Annotated in this window: 17 protein-coding genes and 1 pseudogene; 13 read left to right on the top strand and 5 right to left on the bottom strand. The window is 44.8% G+C overall.

Annotated elements, in window-relative coordinates; all coding sequences use genetic code 11:
• Positions 1 to 376 precede the first annotated feature (376 nt).
• The 10 genes from AB4585_RS16180 to AB4585_RS16135 all read left to right on the top strand — a co-directional run bounded on the left by AB4585_RS16180 (position 377) and on the right by AB4585_RS16135 (position 12,819).
• Positions 377 to 1,096, top strand: coding sequence for a GntR family transcriptional regulator (locus tag AB4585_RS16180; protein WP_372155236.1), 720 nt, complete (start codon positions 377 to 379; stop codon positions 1,094 to 1,096).
• A gap of 96 nt (positions 1,097 to 1,192) precedes the next feature.
• Positions 1,193 to 2,089 carry a methylisocitrate lyase gene (gene prpB / locus AB4585_RS16175; RefSeq protein WP_017062292.1) on the top strand — a complete coding sequence of 299 codons (897 nt, stop codon included), beginning with the start codon at positions 1,193 to 1,195 and terminating at the stop codon, positions 2,087 to 2,089.
• A gap of 146 nt (positions 2,090 to 2,235) precedes the next feature.
• Complete coding sequence (gene prpC, locus AB4585_RS16170) at positions 2,236 to 3,450, top strand: 2-methylcitrate synthase (protein WP_372155213.1); 1,215 nt, start codon at positions 2,236 to 2,238, stop codon at positions 3,448 to 3,450.
• Positions 3,451 to 3,551: 101 nt separating this feature from the next.
• Positions 3,552 to 6,188: a Fe/S-dependent 2-methylisocitrate dehydratase AcnD gene (gene acnD / locus AB4585_RS16165; RefSeq protein WP_372155214.1), complete on the top strand. Its 2,637-nt coding sequence runs from the start codon at positions 3,552 to 3,554 to the stop codon at positions 6,186 to 6,188.
• A 9-nt stretch (positions 6,189 to 6,197) separates the two neighbouring features.
• Positions 6,198 to 7,370 (top strand): 2-methylaconitate cis-trans isomerase PrpF, encoded by a 1,173-nt coding sequence (gene prpF / locus AB4585_RS16160; RefSeq protein ID WP_372155238.1) that lies wholly within the window; start codon positions 6,198 to 6,200, stop codon positions 7,368 to 7,370.
• A 118-nt stretch (positions 7,371 to 7,488) separates the two neighbouring features.
• Positions 7,489 to 9,393: a propionyl-CoA synthetase gene (locus AB4585_RS16155; RefSeq protein WP_372155216.1), complete on the top strand. Its 1,905-nt coding sequence runs from the start codon at positions 7,489 to 7,491 to the stop codon at positions 9,391 to 9,393.
• Between the two features lie 147 nt (positions 9,394 to 9,540).
• Complete coding sequence (locus AB4585_RS16150; RefSeq protein ID WP_050648228.1) at positions 9,541 to 9,987, top strand: hypothetical protein; 447 nt, start codon at positions 9,541 to 9,543, stop codon at positions 9,985 to 9,987.
• A gap of 236 nt (positions 9,988 to 10,223) precedes the next feature.
• The gene (locus AB4585_RS16145; protein WP_017062298.1) at positions 10,224 to 10,625 is read left to right on the top strand and encodes a glycine zipper domain-containing protein; all 402 of its coding nucleotides are present in this window, start codon (positions 10,224 to 10,226) and stop codon (positions 10,623 to 10,625) included.
• 215 nt (positions 10,626 to 10,840) lie between these two features.
• A complete protein-coding gene (locus AB4585_RS16140; protein ID WP_017062299.1) occupies positions 10,841 to 11,320 on the top strand; it encodes a GNAT family N-acetyltransferase in 480 nt (159 codons plus the stop codon).
• 86 nt (positions 11,321 to 11,406) lie between these two features.
• Positions 11,407 to 12,819, top strand: a complete 1,413-nt coding sequence (locus AB4585_RS16135; RefSeq protein ID WP_029235369.1) for an NUDIX domain-containing protein — start codon at positions 11,407 to 11,409, stop codon at positions 12,817 to 12,819.
• Positions 12,820 to 12,919: 100 nt separating this feature from the next.
• Here AB4585_RS16135 and AB4585_RS16130 read toward each other — a convergent pair whose 3' ends face one another.
• Entirely contained in the window at positions 12,920 to 13,729 is an 810-nt protein-coding gene (locus AB4585_RS16130) for a Cof-type HAD-IIB family hydrolase (RefSeq protein ID WP_017062301.1), read from the bottom strand.
• Between the two features lie 184 nt (positions 13,730 to 13,913).
• Here AB4585_RS16130 and queE point away from each other — a divergent pair, with 184 nt between their 5' ends.
• Positions 13,914 to 14,582, top strand: a complete 669-nt coding sequence (gene queE, locus AB4585_RS16125; protein ID WP_346762947.1) for a 7-carboxy-7-deazaguanine synthase QueE — start codon at positions 13,914 to 13,916, stop codon at positions 14,580 to 14,582.
• 58 nt (positions 14,583 to 14,640) lie between these two features.
• A complete protein-coding gene (gene queC / locus AB4585_RS16120; protein WP_136974304.1) occupies positions 14,641 to 15,336 on the top strand; it encodes a 7-cyano-7-deazaguanine synthase QueC in 696 nt (231 codons plus the stop codon).
• Between the two features lie 7 nt (positions 15,337 to 15,343).
• On the opposite strand, the pseudogene AB4585_RS16115 reads toward queC, so the two are convergent.
• The 4 genes and pseudogenes from AB4585_RS16115 to AB4585_RS16100 all read right to left on the bottom strand — a co-directional run bounded on the left by AB4585_RS16115 (position 15,344) and on the right by AB4585_RS16100 (position 19,795).
• Positions 15,344 to 17,222 (bottom strand): annotated as a pseudogene (locus AB4585_RS16115) (diguanylate cyclase domain-containing protein).
• Positions 17,223 to 17,384: 162 nt separating this feature from the next.
• On the bottom strand, positions 17,385 to 17,735 hold the full coding sequence (locus AB4585_RS16110; protein ID WP_017062305.1) for a DUF2750 domain-containing protein: 351 nt from the start codon (positions 17,733 to 17,735) through the stop codon (positions 17,385 to 17,387).
• A 135-nt stretch (positions 17,736 to 17,870) separates the two neighbouring features.
• On the bottom strand, positions 17,871 to 18,488 hold the full coding sequence (locus AB4585_RS16105; RefSeq protein ID WP_136982597.1) for an OmpA family protein: 618 nt from the start codon (positions 18,486 to 18,488) through the stop codon (positions 17,871 to 17,873).
• On the bottom strand, positions 18,488 to 19,795 hold the full coding sequence (locus tag AB4585_RS16100; protein WP_017062307.1) for a TolC family outer membrane protein: 1,308 nt from the start codon (positions 19,793 to 19,795) through the stop codon (positions 18,488 to 18,490). Before AB4585_RS16100 ends, AB4585_RS16105 begins: the two co-directional genes overlap by 1 nt.
• 402 nt (positions 19,796 to 20,197) lie before the next feature.
• On the opposite strand from AB4585_RS16100, the gene AB4585_RS16095 reads away from it, so the two are divergent.
• A partial coding sequence (locus tag AB4585_RS16095) for an Ig-like domain-containing protein (protein WP_372170246.1) occupies positions 20,198 to 21,297 on the top strand: 1,100 nt, incomplete at its 3' end.

Genomic DNA, 21,297 nt, shown 5'->3' with positions numbered 1-21,297 from the left:
AGAACGGGTTCGATGAATGAAAGGCGCACATGAGTGCGCCTTTTTTATATCTGTTTATCGGTGAGCTGGTGGATAGATACGAAGGGGGCTGCTTTTGACAAGTTTCGGCTATAAGTTGTCGACATATCGATTTCAAATGATTTTAGGGTAGATAGGGGGTTAGTGACTCTTACTCTGATTAAATCGATAAATAACAGATGGTTGAGTTGTTTGTAGTGTCCTTTTGGATTAGTTTTAATCGTCTATGAAAAATACTACCTTAGTCTAAATTGTCGACAATTTGCTTGATTGTCGACAATTCAATCGTGTATTTTATGTTCATGTTATGAAATTGTTGACAATTAGGGTTCAGCAATCAGAAGTGAGCAGCGTGAATATGAATACTGCGATAAAAGATCTCAGCTTAAATGCAAACACGAAGACACGTGTGAACGATAAAGAGAACACTAAATCAGAAAACCTCACTGAGTACCTCGTTGAGGCGATTGTTAACGGTGAATTAGCACCGGGCAGTAAGATCTCGGAGCCTGAACTGGCTAAACGCTTTGAGGTAAGCCGAGGCCCATTACGTGAAGCGATAATGCGTGTTGAAGGGCTTGGCTTGATTGAACGCATTCCTCATGTAGGGGCTCGAGTTATTACTTTTTCGGCAGACAAACTACTCGAGTTGTACGCGGTGCGAGAGGCATTGGAAGGCATGGCGGCTCGCTTAGCAGCAAGACATATCACACAAGAAGAGCTTGTCGGGCTTGAAGGATTATTGTCGACACACTCAAAATACATCGATGAAGTCGAAGGTTCTTCTTACTTTCATCAACATGGGGATTTCGATTTCCATTACCGCATTATTAAAGCGAGTCGTAACAGCAAACTGATTTCGCTGCTGTGTGATGAGCTTTATCACCTATTACGCATGTACCGCTATCAATCGCCTAGGGCTCAGTCTCGGCCCAAAGAGGCGCTCGATGAACACAAATACATCCTACAAGCGATTCGCAACCGTGATGAAGAGCTAGCAGAAATACTAATGCGAAGACACATCTCGGGAAGCCGATTACTTATAGAGCAACAAATTCAATCCAAAGGTCTTGATTAATTGGCGACTGGTATTTGCTAGCGGTTCTTCGCTGGCGAGAGCTAAACATCAGTAGTCATAAAGATTAGAAATTAACAATTAACAGGGAGCGTCATTATGAAGTTATCAGCAGGAGCTAAGTTCCGACAAGCTGTGCAAGACAACGACCCATTGCAGATCGTCGGTACGGTGAATCCGTATTGCGCGATGATGGCAAAGAACTTGGGGCATCAGGCGATCTATTTGTCTGGCGGAGGCATCGCCAATGCGTCTTATGGGTTGCCTGATTTAGGCATCACCACATTGAACGATGTGTTGGTAGATGTTGAACGTATTACCAACGCGTGTGATCTGCCATTGCTGGTGGATATCGATACGGGATTTGGTGGCGCATTCAATATTGCACGTACGATTCGCGCTATGGAGAAGGCAGGCGCAGCAGCAATCCATATGGAAGACCAAGTGGCCCAGAAACGCTGTGGTCATCGACCAAATAAAGCGATTGTAAGTCAGCAAGAGATGGTCGATAGAGTCAAAGCGGCAACCGATGCTAGAACCGATGAAAGCTTTGTGATTATGGCACGTACGGATGCATTGGCGGTTGAAGGCATTGATAGCGCAATTGAGCGAGCGATAGCTTGTGTTGAAGCGGGCGCAGACATGATCTTCCCTGAGGCGATGAATCAACTCGATCAATACGTGAAGTTCTCGGCAGCGCTGAAATCAGCAACGGGCAAGCACGTGCCTATTCTTGCGAACATCACTGAATTTGGCCAAACACCACTCTACAGCTGTAACGAGTTAGCCCAATCAAGTGTCGACATGGTGCTTTATCCATTGAGTGCGTTCCGTGCGATGAACAAAGCGGCGGAGAATGTTTACAAACACTTGTTAGTTGAAGGTAATCAAGAAGCTTTGTTGGATTCAATGCAAACCCGTAAAGAGCTTTACGAACACCTGAATTACCACGACTACGAGAACAAGCTTGATCAGTTGTTTTCAAGCGAAGGGTAAACCGGTTTCAATTAATCAAAAATCAACTTAATCCAATAACGTGAAATGGTTAGTCGCCATATCCAGTACCGATGATAAAGATCATCGGATACATAAACAGGCAGCACCAAAGAGTGCAGGCGACTAACACAGAAAAGGAGTTCACCATGTCTGTATCTTTGAGTGATAAAGCAGCTGTCGATAAGGCTTCAACAGAAAATCTACAACAAAGCGAAAAAACAGCAAGCAACTCAGCCAGCGCACCTGCCATCGGTGGTGCTGGTCTGCGTGGGCAGAGTGCGGGAACCACGGCGCTATGTACGGTAGGCCAGTCAGGAACGGGTTTGACCTACCGTGGCTATGACATAACCGACCTTGCTAATCATGCTCAGTTCGAAGAAGTGGCGCATCTGTTACTAAGAGGTCATTTGCCCAGTGAAAAAGAGTTAGACGATTACAAAACGTTGTTGATTGGTTTGCGCGGCTTGCCTCAACCTTTGAAAGCAGCACTAGAGCTTATCCCTGTAGACGCTCATCCAATGGATGTGATGAGAACGGGTTGTTCAATGCTAGGTAATCTAGAGCAAGAGTCAGATTTTTCTGAGCAACTGTCTGCGACTGAGCGAATGCTTGCGCTTTTCCCTGCGATTATTTGTTACTGGTACCGCTTTAGTCATGATGGCGTGCGCATTGACACTGAAGATCAAAGCGAAGCATGTCTGGGTGGCTACTTCTTGAAAATGCTAACAGACAAAACTCCAAGTGAACTTCATAAGAAGGTGATGCATTGCTCGCTCACCCTATACGCGGAACACGAGTTTAATGCTTCAACCTTTGCGGCTCGGGTTTGTGCATCAACCCTGTCTGATATTCATTCGTGCGTTACAGCAGCAATTGGCACACTAAGAGGCCCGCTGCATGGTGGTGCGAATGAAGCGGCAATGGAAATGATCCAAGATTGGAAAACCGCTGATGAAGCAGAAACTAACATCATGCAGATGCTTGCTAACAAAGACAAAATCATGGGCTTCGGTCATGCGATTTATCGCGAAAGCGACCCACGAAATGCTCTAATCAAGCGCTGGTCAAAAGAGCTAGCTCAAGAGGTGGGAGATGAACAGCTTTACGCCGTTTCTGAGCGTGTTGAAGCGGTAATGAAGCGCGAGAAAGGACTGTTCTGTAATGCGGACTTTTTCCACGCCTCTGCTTACCACTTCATGGACATCCCAACCAAATTGTTTACTCCTATCTTCGTGATGAGCCGCCTTACGGGTTGGACGGCACACGTGTTCGAGCAAAGAGAAAACAATCGCATCATTCGCCCAAGCGCAGACTACACTGGGCCAGAGCATCAAGACTGGCTGCCAATCCATTTACGTTAGTCCTCTATATCGAGCCGACTTATGTCTTGAGGTGACTTCCGTCTTCATACGACAAGGCCTCAAGAACCAACGAATAGAATTTAACAGATAATGGTGGATGTATGTCTGATGTGAAACTTGAACAAGCTCAGTACCTTGATAAAAATCAGTACCGAAAACTTTTACCCGGAACTCATTTAGAATATTACGATGCTTGCGAAGCGGTAGAAGCGATATCTCCGGGCAGTTATAAAACCTTGCCTTATACGTCGAGAGTATTGGCAGAGCAATTAGTAAGACGCTGTGATCCTGAAACCCTTGAAGACAGCTTAAAACAGATCATTGAACGCAAGAGTGACCTTGATTTCCCTTGGTATCCTGCGCGTGTGGTGTGTCATGACATTCTTGGTCAAACAGCCCTAGTAGATTTGGCTGGATTAAGAGACGCGATTGCCGACCAAGGCGGAGACCCTGCCAAGGTGAACCCCGTTGTCGAAACCCAACTGATTGTTGATCACTCTTTAGCTGTGGAACATGCAGGCTTTGATAGTGAAGCCTTTGATAAAAACCGTGCGATTGAAGAACGCAGAAACGAAGATCGTTTTCATTTTATTGACTGGTGTAAAATCGCGTTTAAAAACGTGAGTGTGATTCCTGCGGGTAATGGAATTATGCACCAGATTAACTTGGAGAAAATGTCTCCAGTGATTCAATCTAAAGTAGGAATCGCGTTTCCTGATACCTGTGTCGGCACCGACAGTCATACTCCTCATGTTGACGCTCTGGGTGTTATTGCAATAGGTGTAGGTGGTTTGGAAGCTGAGACTGTGATGCTCGGTCGTCCGTCGATGATGCGATTGCCTGATATTGTAGGCGTTAAACTGACGGGTCAACGACAAGAAGGGATAACCGCAACGGATATTGTGCTTGCGATTACTGAGTTCCTTCGCAATGAGAGAGTGGTCTCAAGCTATTTGGAATTCTTCGGTGAAGGGGCTCGTGCTCTGACTATTGGTGACCGCGCAACGATATCTAACATGACGCCAGAATATGGTGCGACAGCGGGTATGTTCTATATCGATGAGCAGACTATTCAATACCTGAAACTCACTGGTCGAGAGCCTGAGCAGGTTGAACTAGTTGAACGCTACGCCAAGCAAACTGGGCTATGGGCTGACGATCTCGATTCTGCTCAATATGAGCGTGTACTTGAGTTTGATTTATCGAAGGTTGAGCGCAATCTTGCAGGGCCGTCTAACCCTCATCGCCGTTTGCCAACCAGAGAGCTGGCTGAACAAGGTATCAGTCAAACATCTTGGAAAGAGCAGCATGCTAAGCAGTACAGGGATGATCAGATGCCTGATGGTGCCGTAATCATCGCAGCGATTACCTCTTGTACTAACACCAGTAATCCAAGAAATGTGGTCGCCGCAGCATTGGTGGCTAAGAAAGCCAATCAACTTGGATTAGTTCGTAAGCCGTGGGTGAAAACATCATTTGCGCCGGGCTCTAAAGTTGCCAAGCTCTATCTTGAGTCGGCAGGTTTGCTACCTGAGCTGGAAAAGCTAGGCTTCGGTATCGTCGGCTATGCGTGTACTACCTGTAATGGTATGAGCGGAGCCCTAGATCCTGCTATCCAACAAGAGATCATCGACCGCGACCTGTATTCAACCGCTGTGTTGTCAGGGAATCGAAACTTTGATGGTCGAATCCATCCCTATGCCAAACAAGCGTATTTAGCCTCACCGCCATTGGTGGTTGCTTACGCGTTGGCTGGCACGATTCGCTTTGATATCGAGAAAGACAGCTTAGGTACCGACAACAATGGTAAGCCAATCTACTTAAGTGATTTATGGCCGAGTGATGCCGAGATCGATGCTGTTGTCGGTGAGCACGTTAAGCCTCAGCAATTCCAACAGATCTACGTAAAAATGTTCCAGCCAGACGAGGAGCAGGTGACGACTGAACCGCTTTATGACTGGCGACCTCAAAGTACTTATATCCGAAGACCACCTTATTGGGAAGGTGCTCTTGCGGGAGAACGAAGCCTATCTGGTATGAGACCTTTAGCGATTCTGGGTGACAATATCACTACAGATCACTTATCCCCTTCAAATGCGATTCTCGCTTCGAGCGCTGCGGGGGAATATCTCACCAAAATGGAAGTGCCGGAAGAGGACTTTAACTCTTACGCGACCCATCGAGGCGATCACTTAACCGCGCAACGAGCAACATTCGCCAACCCTAAGCTGTATAACGAAATGGTTAAGGACGCTGGAGAAGTTGTGCAAGGTTCACTAGCAAGAGTTGAACCAGAAGGTCAAGTTACGCGAATGTGGGAAGCGATAGAAACCTACATGAACCGTAAACAGCCTTTGATTGTCGTGGCGGGTGCCGATTATGGACAAGGTTCATCACGTGACTGGGCAGCCAAAGGGGTGCGCTTGGCGGGTGTTGAAGTGATTGTTGCCGAAGGCTTTGAACGAATCCACAGAACCAACTTAGTTGGAATGGGTGTGTTGCCTTTGCAGTTTAAAGCGGGAACCAATCGCAATACCTTAGAACTGGACGGCACCGAGCTTTACGACGTGTACGGCGACATTGAAGCAGGGTCTGATTTGGCTCTAGTCATCACTCGTAAAAACGGTGACAAGCTGGATGTTCCTGTGACCTGCCGACTAGACACGGCAGACGAAGTGAATGTGTACAGCGCTGGTGGCGTATTGCAACGTTTCGCTAAAGACTTTCTCGCACAGTAGGAGCTTATGATGACAAATAAACAGATAAAAGTACCTGCTACCTACATGCGGGGCGGAACAAGCAAAGGCGTTTTCTTCAACTTAAGTGACTTACCTGAGGCTGCGCAAGTTGCCGGAGAAGCTCGAGACGCATTACTTCTGCGCGTGATTGGTAGTCCAGATCCTTATGGCAAACAAACCGATGGCATGGGTGGTGCAACATCCAGTACCAGTAAAACCGTTATTGTTTCGAAAAGTAGTAAAGCCGATCACGATGTTGATTACCTATTCGGCCAAGTAGCAATAGACAAGCCGTTCGTTGATTGGAGCGGTAACTGCGGCAATCTGTCTGCTGCAGTGGGCCCATTTGCTATTCATAGTGGCCTAGTCGACTCGAATCGTATTCCAGAAAACGGTGTGGTCGAGGTGCGAGTATGGCAAGTGAACATAGAGAAAACCATTATTGTTCATGTACCTATCGCTGGTGGCGAAGTTCAAGAGTTAGGTGATTTTGAACTCGACGGTGTGACTTTCCCCGCCGCTGAGATCCAAGTTGATTTCCTAGACCCCGCCGATGCGAGTGGCTCTATGTTCCCAACAGGGAATGTTGTCGATTTTTTAGATGTTCCCGATCTGGGTTGCATCAAAGCGACATACATTAATGCTGGGATACCCACCATTTTTGTTGATGCTGAATCGGTTGGCTACCAAGGCACTGAACTTCAATCAGATATCAATAGTGATACCAAAGCCTTGGCTCTGTTTGAATCCATACGAGCACATGGTGCAGTAGCAATGGGTCTTATTGATTCTTTAGAACAAGCTGAATCACGTCAACATACACCTAAAGTCGCGTTTGTTGCTAAGCCTCAAGCGTACCAAGCTTCCAGTGGTAAATCGGTTGCTGTCGAAGATACTGACCTTCTAGTACGTGCTTTGTCTATGGGACAACTGCACCACGCCATGATGGGCACGGCAGCGGTCGCGATTGCTTCAGCGGCGAGTGTGCCAGGTACGTTAGTGAACTTGGCAGTCGGTGAGGGTTCCCGAGATTTTGTGACCTTTGGTCATCCATCAGGAACCTTAAAGGTCGGAGCTAAAGCTTTGCAGACGGAAAGCGGTTGGCAAATAGAACGGGCGATTATGAGTCGTAGTGCCCGAGTGATCATGGAAGGTGCCATCCGTGTGCCTTTTCCTAAGTAAAGCGATTGTCGTGAACGGTCAAATGTTCACGAACACAACGCTGAGAAAAGAGTGCACCCAAGTGACACTGCCAAAAGCTAGGCGCTTGGACTAATGGATAAATCATGGAGGAGGCACTATGTCTGCTACGAATCGAATGAAAAGAAAAACCGATTATATCACCGAGTATCAATGGGCTAGGGAAGACCCCAATTCGTTCTGGGAAACACAAGCACAAGCGATAGATTGGTTTGAACCACCAAAAACGATATTACAAACTGACGATAACGGTATTGAACGTTGGTTTCCTGATGGGGTGATGAACACCTGCTGGCTCGCGCTTGATTACCATTGTGAAAATGGGCGAGGTGGCAATACCGCGCTGATTTACGATTCTCCAGTTACAGGAAATCAATCCTCATACACTTACAATCAATTGCGTGACCAAGTGGCAAAAGTCGCAGGTATGTTAGCCACGCAAGGCGTGACCAAAGGCGATCGTGTGGTGATCTACATGCCAATGATTCCTGAAGCGGCAATGGCAATGCTGGCTTGTGCTCGACTAGGCGCGGTGCATTCGGTGGTGTTTGGTGGTTTTGCTCCTCATGAGCTTGCCGTTCGTATCGAAGATGCTGAACCGAAGGTCTTGATTACTGCCTCCTGCGGTGTCGAGATAAATAAAGTTCTGCCATATAAGCCGATGGTCGACAGGGCGATCATGGACAGCCGCTGGAAGCCCGAAAAAGTGGTGGTATTCCAAAGAGAGCAATCTCTAGCCGAGTTGAACAATGAACGCGATGTACTTTGGCAACAAGCTGTTGATGATGCTTTGCCTCATGTGTGTGTGCCTGTTCTAGCGACTGACCCACTATATATATTGTATACATCAGGGACGACGGGTAAGCCAAAAGGCGTGGTGCGCGATAATGGTGGTCACGCGGTCGCGATGAAATACTCGATGAGCACTATCTACGATATGCCGCAAGATGGCGTATTTTGGGCGGCTTCTGATGTCGGCTGGGTAGTGGGGCATTCTTATATTGTTTATGCACCATTGATTCATGGTTGTACTACGATTCTGTTTGAAGGTAAGCCAGTCAGAACGCCAGATCCCGGCGCATTCTGGCGAGTGTGTGAAGAGTACAACGTCGATGTATTGTTTTCTGCGCCAACAGCGTTTAGGGCCATTAAGAAAGAAGATCCTGAAGGCGAGTTGCTCACCAAGTATGACTTATCATCGCTCAAGTCGATTTTCATGGCTGGCGAGCGCTTAGACCCGCCAACATTGGATTGGGTCGAGTCTCATACCAATAAACCGGTTATCGACCACTGGTGGCAAACCGAAACGGGTTGGGCTATTTCTGCCAATCCGACAGGGCTTGAATCTTTGCCTGTAAAAGCGGGTTCTTCAACCAAGCCAGTACCCGGTTACCAAGTGGAGATCCTCAATGAATTGGGTGAAACGGCACAGCCAAATCAGCAAGGCTTTGTTGCACTCAAACGTCCACTACCACCCGGTTGTCTGCCAACGGTTTGGCGTAATCATGATCGATTTGAATCTGGCTATCTGAGCCAATTCCCAGGCTATTATGTTTCTGGGGACGGTGGCTATCTCGATGAAGATGGGTATCTATTTATTATGGGCCGTATCGACGATGTGATAAACGTAGCGGGACACCGTCTGTCGACTGGAGAAATGGAAGAGATCGTGGGTGGTCACCCAGCCATTGCAGAATGTGCGGTAGTCGGGATTCACGATGACTTGAAAGGACAACTTCCTTTAGGTCTAGTTGTGTTAAAAGATGGCGTAAAAGTCGATGGCATTGAGTTGCAAAGGGAATTGGTTGGCAAGGTTCGTAATGAGATCGGCGCGGTAGCTTGTTTTAAGCAAGCCTTGGTTGTTGAGAGGTTACCTAAGACACGCTCAGGTAAGATCTTACGTAGAACGATCCGGCAGATCGCAGAAGGTGAACAATATGTGGTGCCTTCAACTATTGACGACCCTACCAGCTTAACTGAAATTGCTGAAAAGCTCGGCAAATAGACGTCGCAGTTTAGGTAATCTCACCTTCGGCTTGTTGATTTATACATAATCCGGCGTGATGGTTTACCTAAACTCTACTTTATTCATCCGCTTATCCATTGCGTTTACTATGACCTCATTATGAATCCCACATATTGAGGTCTTTTTATGCGAGCGTACTTTTTGTTGATTGCTTTATTGGTCAGTGGTGCTGCTAGTGCCAGTATTTCAAAGGATGAAGCGAGTAGAGCGTTGTTAGAACCTTTGAGTCATCCCAAGGTATTTAAATGTGTATCAAAGACTGGCGTCGATCTCTATCAAGCGGTTTTTGATATTGGTGTGGGATATGAAGCCGACCCTATTAACTCGAAGATGATCGTTAATTCAAGGAAAGGCCGCTACGAATATCAAATCTTAGGCGCAGTAAGGTCTGAAAGAGCTGGTGAAATTGTCGTGTTAACTCGCCATGTGGGAGACGGTGTTAAAGTTGCGGCTATGATTGATGACGAAAATGGCAAGATACTGGGGATCGGCGATAAAAATCATTATCGAGATTGTGGTGTTAGGCCACCACCTAGCGTAGCAAACATGCAAAACTTTTGGTCTAAAGGCTAAGAGATATGTGAAAGGCAAGAATTATAGAGAAAGCGCGATTGAGGCGACCTTATTGGTCGCCTTTTTTGTTGGTGAGGATAAAGCGAGCTCAAAGCTATATATCATTAATCAGTTATGCGATGGCTGAATAATACATAGCTGAACATGATGTATCGTCTAAACGTGGCTTTATTTATCTTATTAACGGCTCTGCTTAAGATGGTTCTACTCAAAACGAAGAACTAAGCGAGACTCCTATGAAATTCACTAAACCTTTTCTTTTAGCGACACTGATTGTGACTCTTTCTGGTTGCGCATCACCAGCAATGGATAACGAAAATGAGAATGCCGCACGTAATCGTGGTGCGGTAGGTGGTGCTTTATTAGGAGCAACAGCCGGCGCTCTAACTGGAGATGCGAGTTTAGCCGTTAAGGGCGCTGCATTAGGTGGTGTGACCGGTGGTGTTGCGGGTTCAATGAAAGATACGGACGATGCAAGAAACGCACAACGAACCCAAGTTACTGCTGATGGTCTAGCGCAAGACAATCGCACTGATGCAGAAAAGCGAGTTGCGGAAGTAGAGGCGGAAATTAAGCTTATTGAACTGGAACAACAGCTTGCTGATCTCAAAGAAGAGAAAGAAGATAACGGTGCATAAAGCTGAAGCTACAGCAAAAGCCACAGCAAAAACCATAGCTTCGATATTCGTTTAATTCAAAATCATTCAAACAGAATGGCCACGTAATGTGGCCGTTTTTGTATCTAAAATACACACTTCAAACAATGAATTAATTCAATAACTTGTATAGATACTCACGCCAAGTAAACTAGACTCAGTTTAGATATTAATTTGGTTTGAGAAGCGCAATAGTCATGAATGTCACCTTAAGGGCCGCAAAGCACGCGGATTTGGAACAACTTAACGAGTTAATGTTCGATCTCCACCATTATCACCACCTTGCTAGCCCAGAGCATTTTAAAACGGCAGAAGAGATTGAGCAGGAAAAAAGCATTGCACGATACTTGGATGACCCTGAATGTTTGGTTTATGTGGCATTAAAAGGAGAGCTCATTGTTGGCTTTATCTCTGGGCATTTTTGTGAGCTTATCTCAACGGTCAGCAAACCAGTGCCGATGGGAAGTGTCGATGAACTGTTTGTCTTGCCTGATTATCGAAAAGAATCGATTGCTGAAAAGTTGTTTAACAAAGTTGAAAGTACTTTTGATGATTATGGGGTTGAACAAGTCTTTGTAGAAGTTTGGGACTTTAACTCGCCTGCCAAGGACTTCTATCAAAAAATGGGGTTCACACCTCACATTCAATGGATGAGGAAGGCTTTGCACAAAACGTAGACAGCGATTTTGTGTGGCTTTGATTACAATAGTTCAACTGCAACAGCAGTCTTCAATATTCTTCTATTATTTTTTAGGTAAACTCGTTGGTTATTCGATATTTATTAGTTTTCATACTGTCTCTTTTGAGTACTACTTCCGCTTGGGCAAACGACACTTTGCCCGATCATATCGCGGGCGCCTTGTGTGTAGTACGTGCTGATAACCAAATCGTGTTGGTTGATGAGTTGATCACCGGTCAATTGTCTCTACCGGGAGGCACTGTTGTTTCAGGTGAGCCGCCAGCCGTCGCGGCGCAACGAGAAACTTGGGAAGAGGCTGGTTTGTCGGTAACGGTCGGTGATGTGCTAGGTTATACCGACAGTGCCGTCGTGTTTGATTGTATTTCTGACTCTGAAGTGATCAGTTACAAGGCTCGAAATGAGTTAGGTGGCTTTGAGCTGCCGATTTGGTTTGCTCCTCATTATGGCGTGGAAGTCAGCCGAGCGATGTTACTTCCTCCTACTGAATTGCAAGATCACCAATACCGCTACCCAGAACAGTGGTCTGAGATTAACGAGCTGTTTTTATCTGCGACAGATCAACCGGTGACGTATGTGACTGAGCTGGTGGGCGCGGCACCCAAAGTCCATCAAGTTGAATTAAATTGGATTGTGTCACTTCAAAACACGTTCGATAAGATGCCAAGCGTATTTGCGAATACTGTGCTTTTGACTGACTTGTTGGCCAAGCCATGGGTCTTCATTGTGATATTGCCGTTAATTGCTTGGTACTTTGGCCGTAACTTCGCGTTGAAGTTTGGCTTCACTTTGATCTCGGTGACACTACTTACTTTAATCGCGCACCAAGGTTTTGGTTTTCCACGTCCACACGCTTACATGCCAACATTGAAACTGGTGATGAGCAGTGGGTATAGTTTTCCAAGTCTGTTGGCTGCCTTGTGGGTCAGTTTAACCTTGTTAGTCTTTTGGAAACTAAAGCGCCTCTTGGAGCAAAAAGCCATTCTGGTAGTGCTCGCTGGCCTGCTGTGGATCATGCTATTTAAGTCTTATTCAGGTAGTGCGTTTTTTAGTGATGTATTAATGGGTGGCGTATTAGGCGCTTTAACGACGTGGCATATCGTGAGATTAGACGCGAAACCGGATGTTGATATTAGCGCCTTATTGAGTTCTAAAGGTGTTTGGTGGGCATTGTGCTTACTGTCGATTGTTCTGACGGTGATATGGCCACTGCCAACATTCTCATTCTGGGTGGCGATTTTGATGACGATTGCATGCCTAGTGACGTTAACAGACTCGAAACCTTTGGTTGGTCAGTTCTCATTCAAGATCGTTCTTGGAGTGATGGCGATGTTGTTAGCGGGAAATCTGCTGATTAGCTGGGCTGGAAGCTTTGTCTCTTTCAGCGGTATTGCTTCATTTATTGTTGAAACGTTACGTTTCCCAATCTTGATTCTGTTTGGTGTGGTGGCATTTCGTCTGCCATGGAAAAGAGAGTAAGCGACTCGACTAACACAAAATCAAAAAGGCTGTGCAGTGCACAGCCTTTGTCATTTCTGAAACAAGCAAAAAGTAATTCTTATTAGAACCTGTTGAGCGTTTATGAGTTGAAGATAAACTTCTCAATCGCGACCGCTACACCATGGTCGTCGTTGCTAGCTGTGATGTGATCCGCCAGTTTCTTGGTTTCTTCCATTGCGTTTTCCATTGCAATGCCAAGGCCTGCGTATTCAAGCATATGGTGATCGTTTTCAGCATCACCCATGCAGATGACTTCTTCCGCTTTAATGCCTAAGTGTTTCGCTATCGCTTCAATACCGACACCCTTGTTTGATTTCGGGTTTAGGAACTCTAAGAAGAATGGTGCACTTTGTACGATAGTAAACTGAGTCTTAAGCTCTTGTGGCAACTTACCGATGATTTCAGTCAGCTTGCTTGGTTCAGCGACAATCATAGTTTTGATGATTTCGTGGTCATCTTCTAGTTGAGAAAAGTCGAACTCGGTTATATCTAAGCAATTAATACGCGCTTCAATACCAGTGTACTCATTGTTCTCAGGTGTGATTAAGCCGTGGATCTTGCTGAAAGCATGGACATAACCACCAAGCTGTTCAGCGAGGGCAGCAATCTCTTTTGCGGCTTTACCGTTGCTGATCTCACTGTGAATGATCTCTTTTGTCGATACGTTCTGAACCATAGAGCCGTTGTAGAAGAGTACAAAGTCATCTTCGCCGTCAATCGAAAGCTCATCTAATTTGCTTTGCATGCCTTCTAAAGGGCGACCAGAAGCGAGAACTACTTTCACACCTGCAGCTCGTGCTTTGGCGATTGCGTCTTTGTTCTCTTGAGAAATCACTTTTTCACTGTTGAGTAGTGTGCCATCCATATCAAGAGCAATCAGTTTGTACATGTTGTTCCTTACTAAAAAATTAAAAGCTAACGAAATCTATGGGCGAAAGGATAAGGGAACTTGAAAGTTCAGGCTAGGGCTTTGATCAACTCATTTATCAGTACTCATTTGTTTGACCAAAAGGGGGAAGTGCTTTAAGGTCTGCGGTTGATTAATTTCATCAAATGATTGAGCTGAGGGAAAGTTGTACAAGATTAATGAAATGTTTGAAACCATTCAGGGTGAGGGCGTGTTTACTGGCGTTCCCGCTGTTTTTGTTCGTCTGCAAATTTGCCCAGTGGGCTGTTCTTGGTGTGATACCAAGCAGACCTGGGAAGCGTTGCCAGAAGAGGAAACCAGCCTTGGCGATATTATGGTTAAGACAGAAGATTCACCTACTTGGTCAGCAATCGATGCTCAAGGAATCGTGAATGAATATATCAAGCAAGGTTACACTGCTAAGCACATTGTGATTACTGGTGGTGAGCCATGCATTTATGATCTTGTTCCTCTTACTGAAGCGTTTGAGCAGCACGGTTGTCGCTGTCAGATTGAGACTAGCGGAACATCAGAAGTTAAAGCCACACCGGACACTTGGGTTACGGTGTCACCGAAAGTGGCGATGAAAGCGAAACTGGAAATCTTAGATAGCGCCTTGCAACGTGCTAACGAAATTAAGCATCCAGTAGGTACAAGCAAAGACATCGAACAACTTGACGGTTTATTGGAGCGAGCAGCAGTTCCTAACGACACTGTTATCGCTCTGCAACCAATCAGCCAAAAAGACCGCGCTACTCAGCTTTGTATTGATACCTGCATTGAGCGCAATTGGCGCTTATCAATACAAACTCACAAATATTTGAGCATCGCATAGGTTGTATTTTTACTGGGCAAGATAAGTCGCTAGTAGAAGGTTCTCGTAAGGATTTAAGATGAAAAAAGCAGTGGTAGTATTCAGTGGTGGTCAAGACTCAACAACGTGTCTTGTTCAAGCATTAAAAAAGTATGATGAAGTTCATGCGATTACGTTTGATTATGGTCAGCGCCATAGACTCGAGATTGAAGTTGCTGAGTCATTGTCGAAAGAGCTTGGTGTGAAAGCGCACAAAGTGATGGATGTGACTCTGTTGAATGAACTGGCTATCAGCTCTTTGACTCGTGACGATATTCCTGTGTCTCATGAGCTGCAAGAGAATGGGCTGCCGAATTCATTCGTTCCTGGTCGTAATATTCTATTTCTGACTCTAGCGGGTATTTACGCTTACCAAATCGGTGCAAATACCGTAATCACGGGCGTGTGTGAAACTGATTTCTCAGGCTACCCTGATTGTCGTAATGACTTTGTGAAAGCGATGAACTCTGCGCTTGTACAAGGTATGGACAAGCCGCTTGATATTAAAACACCGTTAATGTGGCTCAACAAAGCTGAAACATGGGCGTTGGCCGACCAGTACTCAGCACTTGAGCTTGTTCGAAATAAAACACTGACTTGTTACAATGGCATTGTCGGGGATGGTTGTGGCGATTGCCCAGCGTGTGAACTGCGTAAAGTTGGCCTTAACGATTACCTAGGTGATCGTGAAGGTATTATGGCTGAGTTGGTTCGCAAACAGACTGAGAATAAATAACCTCAGGTCAATCAATTGGTTCGTTGTAAGCATCAATGATGCAGTTTCGGCCGTTGCTTTTTGCTTTCTGATAAAAAGACAGTGCTTGAAATGGCGTAGTGCAACTCTTCAACGCGTTCTCGTACCTCTGCTGGTGGGGTATCGGTTAATATGATGACAAATTCTTCACCCCCTAAGCGACCAAACAATTCACCATTCACTAAGTGTTTTCTAATTTGATCACTAATATGGACCAGTGCCCGATCACCAGTAGGGTGCCCATGCTCATCATTAATCTTCTTAAACTTATCTAGATCGAGCAGCACGAGCACATGCTGTTTGTCCGTCCCTTTACAGCGTTTCACTCTTTTGATTCTTCGAATTATCTCAGTTCGGCTATATGCTTTCGTTAAGCCATCAATTGCTGCTTTTGCGCGAACCGTTTTGTTTATCAATACCGTGAAGCTTGCAGCGCAAAGCAACAGAATAACAACGATGTTGTACATCCATCTTTGATGTTCCATTTTTTCAATTTGAACGCGGTCGAGTTTCGTCTGATGTGTCAGGAAAGAGCTTTCTAGTTCTTGTTCATATTTGGCGTGCGTCAGGCCGAGCGCTTCGAGTGCGAGTCGATTGTCGATATCTCTAGCTTCCATTTGTATTGAAGAGTATCGCTGGTAGAAATAGAAAGCTTGTTGGTAATCGCTGAGTGATTGATGAATATCAGAAAGCTGAAGAAGTGACTGCGCGATGTATTTATGCCTTGTGACTTGTTCAGCTAATTCTAGCGCTTGTTGAGCATAGTTGAGTGCTTCCGTTGGCAGTTTCTGTTCTTCGAACATATCGCTGATCGCCAAGTAAGCATTGATGCGAATGACATCATTGCTCAGTTCGCTCGAAGCTGAAAGAGACTCAATTAGGTAGGTTCTCGCCACATCATAGTTTTTCGTTTGAGTGTACGCTTTTCCTAAGCCAAGACTTGTGAGTGCAATACCGTAGCTATGCGACGTTGAGCTCAGCAGTGTTCTTGCTGTCTGAAAGTGGTGAATTGCTAGTTCACTTTGCTCTTGGTTAAGGTAGAGATCCGCAAGGCTGTGATGCACTTGTGCTTTCATTAAATCTGAAGCGTTTACTCTGAGAATGAGAGCTTGCTCTAGATACTCCGCCGATTTTTCATATTGCTTTAATTCTTTGAGCAAGTTACCCACATCGTTGTAAACCCCTGAAATATCATGCCCTTGTGGAAACACGTTTATTAGTGATAGGTAGGTGTCTAGTGCAGCTTGATAGTCACTGCGGAAATGATGATTGTTCGCGATGACTCGATAAGTCCCGAATTTTGGTAATACAGGGTCAGCGATGTCATGTAAATCTGACTGAAGGGCAGAGCAGTAATAGTTCGCTTGATGGTATTTAGCTTGCTCGTTAAGCGATCGGCATAGCTGGTACTTTAGTAAGGCTTTACCAGTTAAATCACTGCGAGATTGCATTTTCGCCAAAAGTGTTAGAAAGCCTTGTTGTGCTTGTTCATATTGGCCTTTGCCGTCTTTCATCAATGCAGAAATAAACGCTTCTTCAATCGCTTGGTACTCACTGTCGTTTGAAGCGATTCCATAGAACGGTTGATCTCGGTGGCTCATGTATTGATATAACAGAGATGAAAGGTAAAGCTTATCCCCATAGACGGTTGAGCCAGTGTAACGGGTTTGCAGCATGTTTAACGCACGCGATGGGGAATGAGTTAGAGTCGAGAGATAGAGTGCATTCCAATCAGCATTTGGAGTCGTGTTTGAATCCAAATTGGATGAGTTGAAAGGAGAGTCCAGGTGACGATCTTGTGTTGATACTTGGCCATGAGAACAAAAGCTAATGAATAGTAGAAAGGTAACAAAAACGAAGTGATTCACAAGAGACGATCAATCAGATAAAGAACGATATTCTATTATTAGTTTGATGTTGCTTCAAATTTTGAATGGTGCGACTACGTGGTTATGCGAGGTAGGTCTCTAATTTATTGATACTAATCAGAGGTATATCGGTCGCGCGAATCGTGCGACCGATATCGGAAATTAGATGTATAATTTCGCTAGGTCAGAAGGCTCAAGTTCTTTGCCTTCTAATGTTGCATTCCAGTTAGTACCAACAAGAACGCCGTCTTCAGCAAGAGTCAGTAACCAATCTTCTACAAAGATATCTAGTGGAATTTCTAATACTTCGAAGTCAGCCCACTCTTCAACGTTGTGAGTTTGAGCATCTTCTTTTGAAGACCAGAATGGCATCACTTCGCTGTTTTCGAATTCACTTGAGTCACATGCTAGCCAACCTTCTTCGTTGCGAAGGCCCCATACCAGTTTAGTTTCTTGTGTTTCAGAAACGAAAAGTTCTAGATTTGCTTGAGTATCAGCTGTTAGTTTGCTCATGGATTAATTCTCTATGTTGATAACGTGGCAAGATTAACATTATAGACGGCTTAGGTATATGCTATTCAAGGAATTATCACCATACTGAAACGTTAACTTAAGATAACGTTTCAGTATGGTAAAAGCTGGGTACGCCTACTTTTTAATTTTGGTGAAGATGTGCCATTCTTCTTTGATATTACCCTTAAATCCAACAACGGAAGCAACAACTTTTCGATGTAGTGCGTGATTGATTTGGGTGTCATCACTGCTGAATTCAGAATCACCATGACCTACGATGCTGACTCTAGATGGCTGAATACCGTTGCTAATTAGCGCTCGTCTTACATGTGATGCACGTTCTTTCGAAAGCTTTAGGTTATGTTCCGCGTTACCTACTTTGCTGGCATAACCTTGCAATTCAATGCTGGTACTTTCGTAGCGCTTTAAAAATGCCGCCATTTGGCGTATCTGCCCTAGAAAGACAGGGTTTATTTCCGTTGAATTATTAGCGAAGAGTATATGCAGCTCTTTCTTTTCCGATGACTCGAAATATGATCCACAACCGTCGTTATCGATCTCGGCACCAATTTGTGTATCGGGACATAAATCTCGCGCGTTTATTACACCGTCATTGTCATCATCTTGAAGATCGTAAATTTGAGTGGCCGGTGGTAGAGCGCGATATTCGAATTCATCTTCGTTGTTTTCAGCTAAAACATTGGCAGATACAACCATGAAGCAAAGCGATAATACTGTGTTGGTAAGCTTCATTAATATTCCACCTTTTCATTCCATTCTTCTGGGATCTCAACTCGTAAACCGATGAGTAGGTTACCAGTTGCGTTCATTACGCGATATTTTGCGTATTGCTCGTCATACTTAGCATCTAAATAGCCTTTACGAGCTTCGAATAATTCATTCTCAGTGTTAAGTAAGTCGAGAAGGGTACGTTTACCGATACGGTATTGTTTCTCATATGAGATTACCGTGTCTGATGCCGAGTCTACGTGGTCAGATAGGAACTCTTTTTGCTGAACCGTTAAATCAAGTGCGCTCCATGATAGACGTAGACTCTCTTCTACATTGCGGTAAGTACTTTCGCGAAGGTCCTTGGCTTTGTTGAGTTGGTAGGCTGCACTTTCTGTGCGGTCTTGATCCGAACCACCATTGTAAAGGTTGTATCTTAAACGAACCATGGCAGAAAACTCATCGCTGCTGCCTTCTGTACCACCGGCGTCATCACGCCAAGTTTGAGCGGCTTCAAAAGAAACAGTCGGGTAGTTGGTACTCTTAGATTGTTTGTATTGGAACTTCGCTGAGTCAACATCGGCTTGTGCAATCTTAATGACTGGATGCTGGTTAAACGCTTTTGCCAACGCACCATCAACGGTATAAGGAATTGCACCCGCATCTGCGCGAGGGAAAGTTAACCCTAAAGGAGATTGACCAACAAGTCTTTTAAACTGAGTATGCGTATCAAAAAGGTTGTTTTGAGCAGCAAGCAAATTCCCGTGCGCTTTCGCAATACGAGCTTCAACTTGTGACATATCTGCGGTTGAACCAATACCTGATTCCACGCGCTTACGAATATCGTTATATATCTCTTTGTGCGTCGCTAAGTTACTTTCCGAAAGAGAAAGCACTTCATAGGCTTTCACTGCATCAAGATAAACCTTTGTTACTTCTAAAGCGATGTCTTGCGCGTTAGATAGTAGTTGATAGCGCACGGACTCTGCATCAGCCGCAGTACGGTCAATATCATTGGATGTATTAGCGCCATCCCATATTAACTGGGTCAAGGTGATCGTTGCTTCTTTTCTAGTCAGATCGGTAGTGTCTTGGTTGGTTGCTAGATCAGTATGTTCATAACCAATCCCACCATCTAAGTCTATACTTGGTCGATAAGCACCACCAGAAGCGTCGTTAAGATAACGCTTACTGATATATTCGTTATAAGCACTTTTGATTTCAGGGTTGCTTTCTAATGTAAACGCAACGGCTTGCTCTAAGGTTTGTGCTGTTGTCGGCAAACTTAGCGCTATAGCTAACCCTAATGTTGTCGTTTGAATGTAATTCAATTTCCATCTCTCCAAATTGGACTGCATCTAAACCTACGCTTTTTAATGTGCTAGATACGAAATTTAGATGAACCGCCAAAAAAATAACGTTCGCTCGAGAAGCTACCGTAAATGGTTGTAAAGTTGTTAACAGTTTGCTGTGCGTTTTATGATGATTTTGAGAACGTCAATTTTACGTTTTTAGCTCTGTTATTTTTCGCAAACACAATAACTTATATTGATAGTGTGAGCACTTTCATTATTGTGTGATGTGATCAGCGTCATTACCTTGTCACTCGGTATGTTAAATGCACGATTCATAACTAGGAATTATGTGATGTTAAATGTTATATTTCGGCTAATATTATAAATAAGATGTCACAAAGTTGACGTGACAAGCGAAAATGGTTTTTAGGGGTTGATATGGACATTACAGCATTGAATTTGACCGGTGCTCTTGCATTGGGTCAGCGCATGGTTATTTCAGTTGATGGCACGGTTAGAGTACTCGAAGATGGAGAGCCTCTACAGGCTGGAGATGTAACTCTTGAATCTCAAAATGGACCTAATGAACCTCAGGTATCAGTTAAGCGTTTTTCACCTGAAGACGGTGAAGTTGAACTAGACCAGGATATCGCAAATATTTTTGCCGCATTAGAAGAAGGTGAAGACCCTACTGAGTTAGGAGATGAGTTCGCTACCGCTGCTGGTCAAAATGGTTCTAGCTTGGCAACTAGTGGGACTGTAGAGCGAGACGGTGAAGAAACGATCCCAGCAACCGAATTTATAACAACGGGATTTGAAGCGCTGGGCATGTCGCGAACTCAAAGCCTGAGCCTTCTAGAGCAATTCCGTTTCGCACAACAAGAGCCAATCTTTGTAGACCTTTCTTTTAGCGCGCTTGAAGATGCACTAAGTGCATCTGTTCCAGAAGATACTTTGTTAAGCGGCCAGTTAACTGCGACCGATGCAAATAATGACCTTCTTACCTTCTCAGTTGAATCGGGCCCTTCTAACGGTAGCCTTACCCTAAATGAAGATGGCTCTTGGCAATACACTCCAGATGCAAACTATAACGGTCCAGATAGCTTCCAAGTTATCGTGACGGATGAAACTGGTCTGACAGACACGTTAACTGTCACAATTGATGTTACGCCAGTGAATGATGCGCCAGTAGCAGAGCCTAAGGACCGTTCCTTATTAGAGGACCAGGTTATTAGCGGTAGCATCAATGCTACGGATGTAGATCAACCTGTAGGTGAACCACTAGTGTTTACTACGGACACCTTAGTTGAAGGTCTAACTTTAAACGAAGACGGTAGTTATGAATTCGATGCGTCTTCTTATGGTTATCTATCCGAAGGTGAAGAACTAAAGATTGAAGTACCAGTCACAGTAACTGATGACCAAGGTGCAACTGATACAACAACGTTAATTATCACAGTCACAGGCACTAATGACCTTCCAATCGCAAACGCCGACACTAGTGCAGTGGAAGAAAACAGCACAGTAACCGTAGATGT

The sequence above is a fragment of the Vibrio sp. 10N.222.49.C9 genome (genome assembly GCF_041474985.1).
Taxonomy (GTDB): Bacteria; Pseudomonadota; Gammaproteobacteria; order Enterobacterales; family Vibrionaceae; genus Vibrio; species Vibrio crassostreae_C.
The sequence above is the reverse complement of the archived record's forward strand: the minus strand, read 5'-3'. Positions and strand labels throughout refer to the sequence as shown.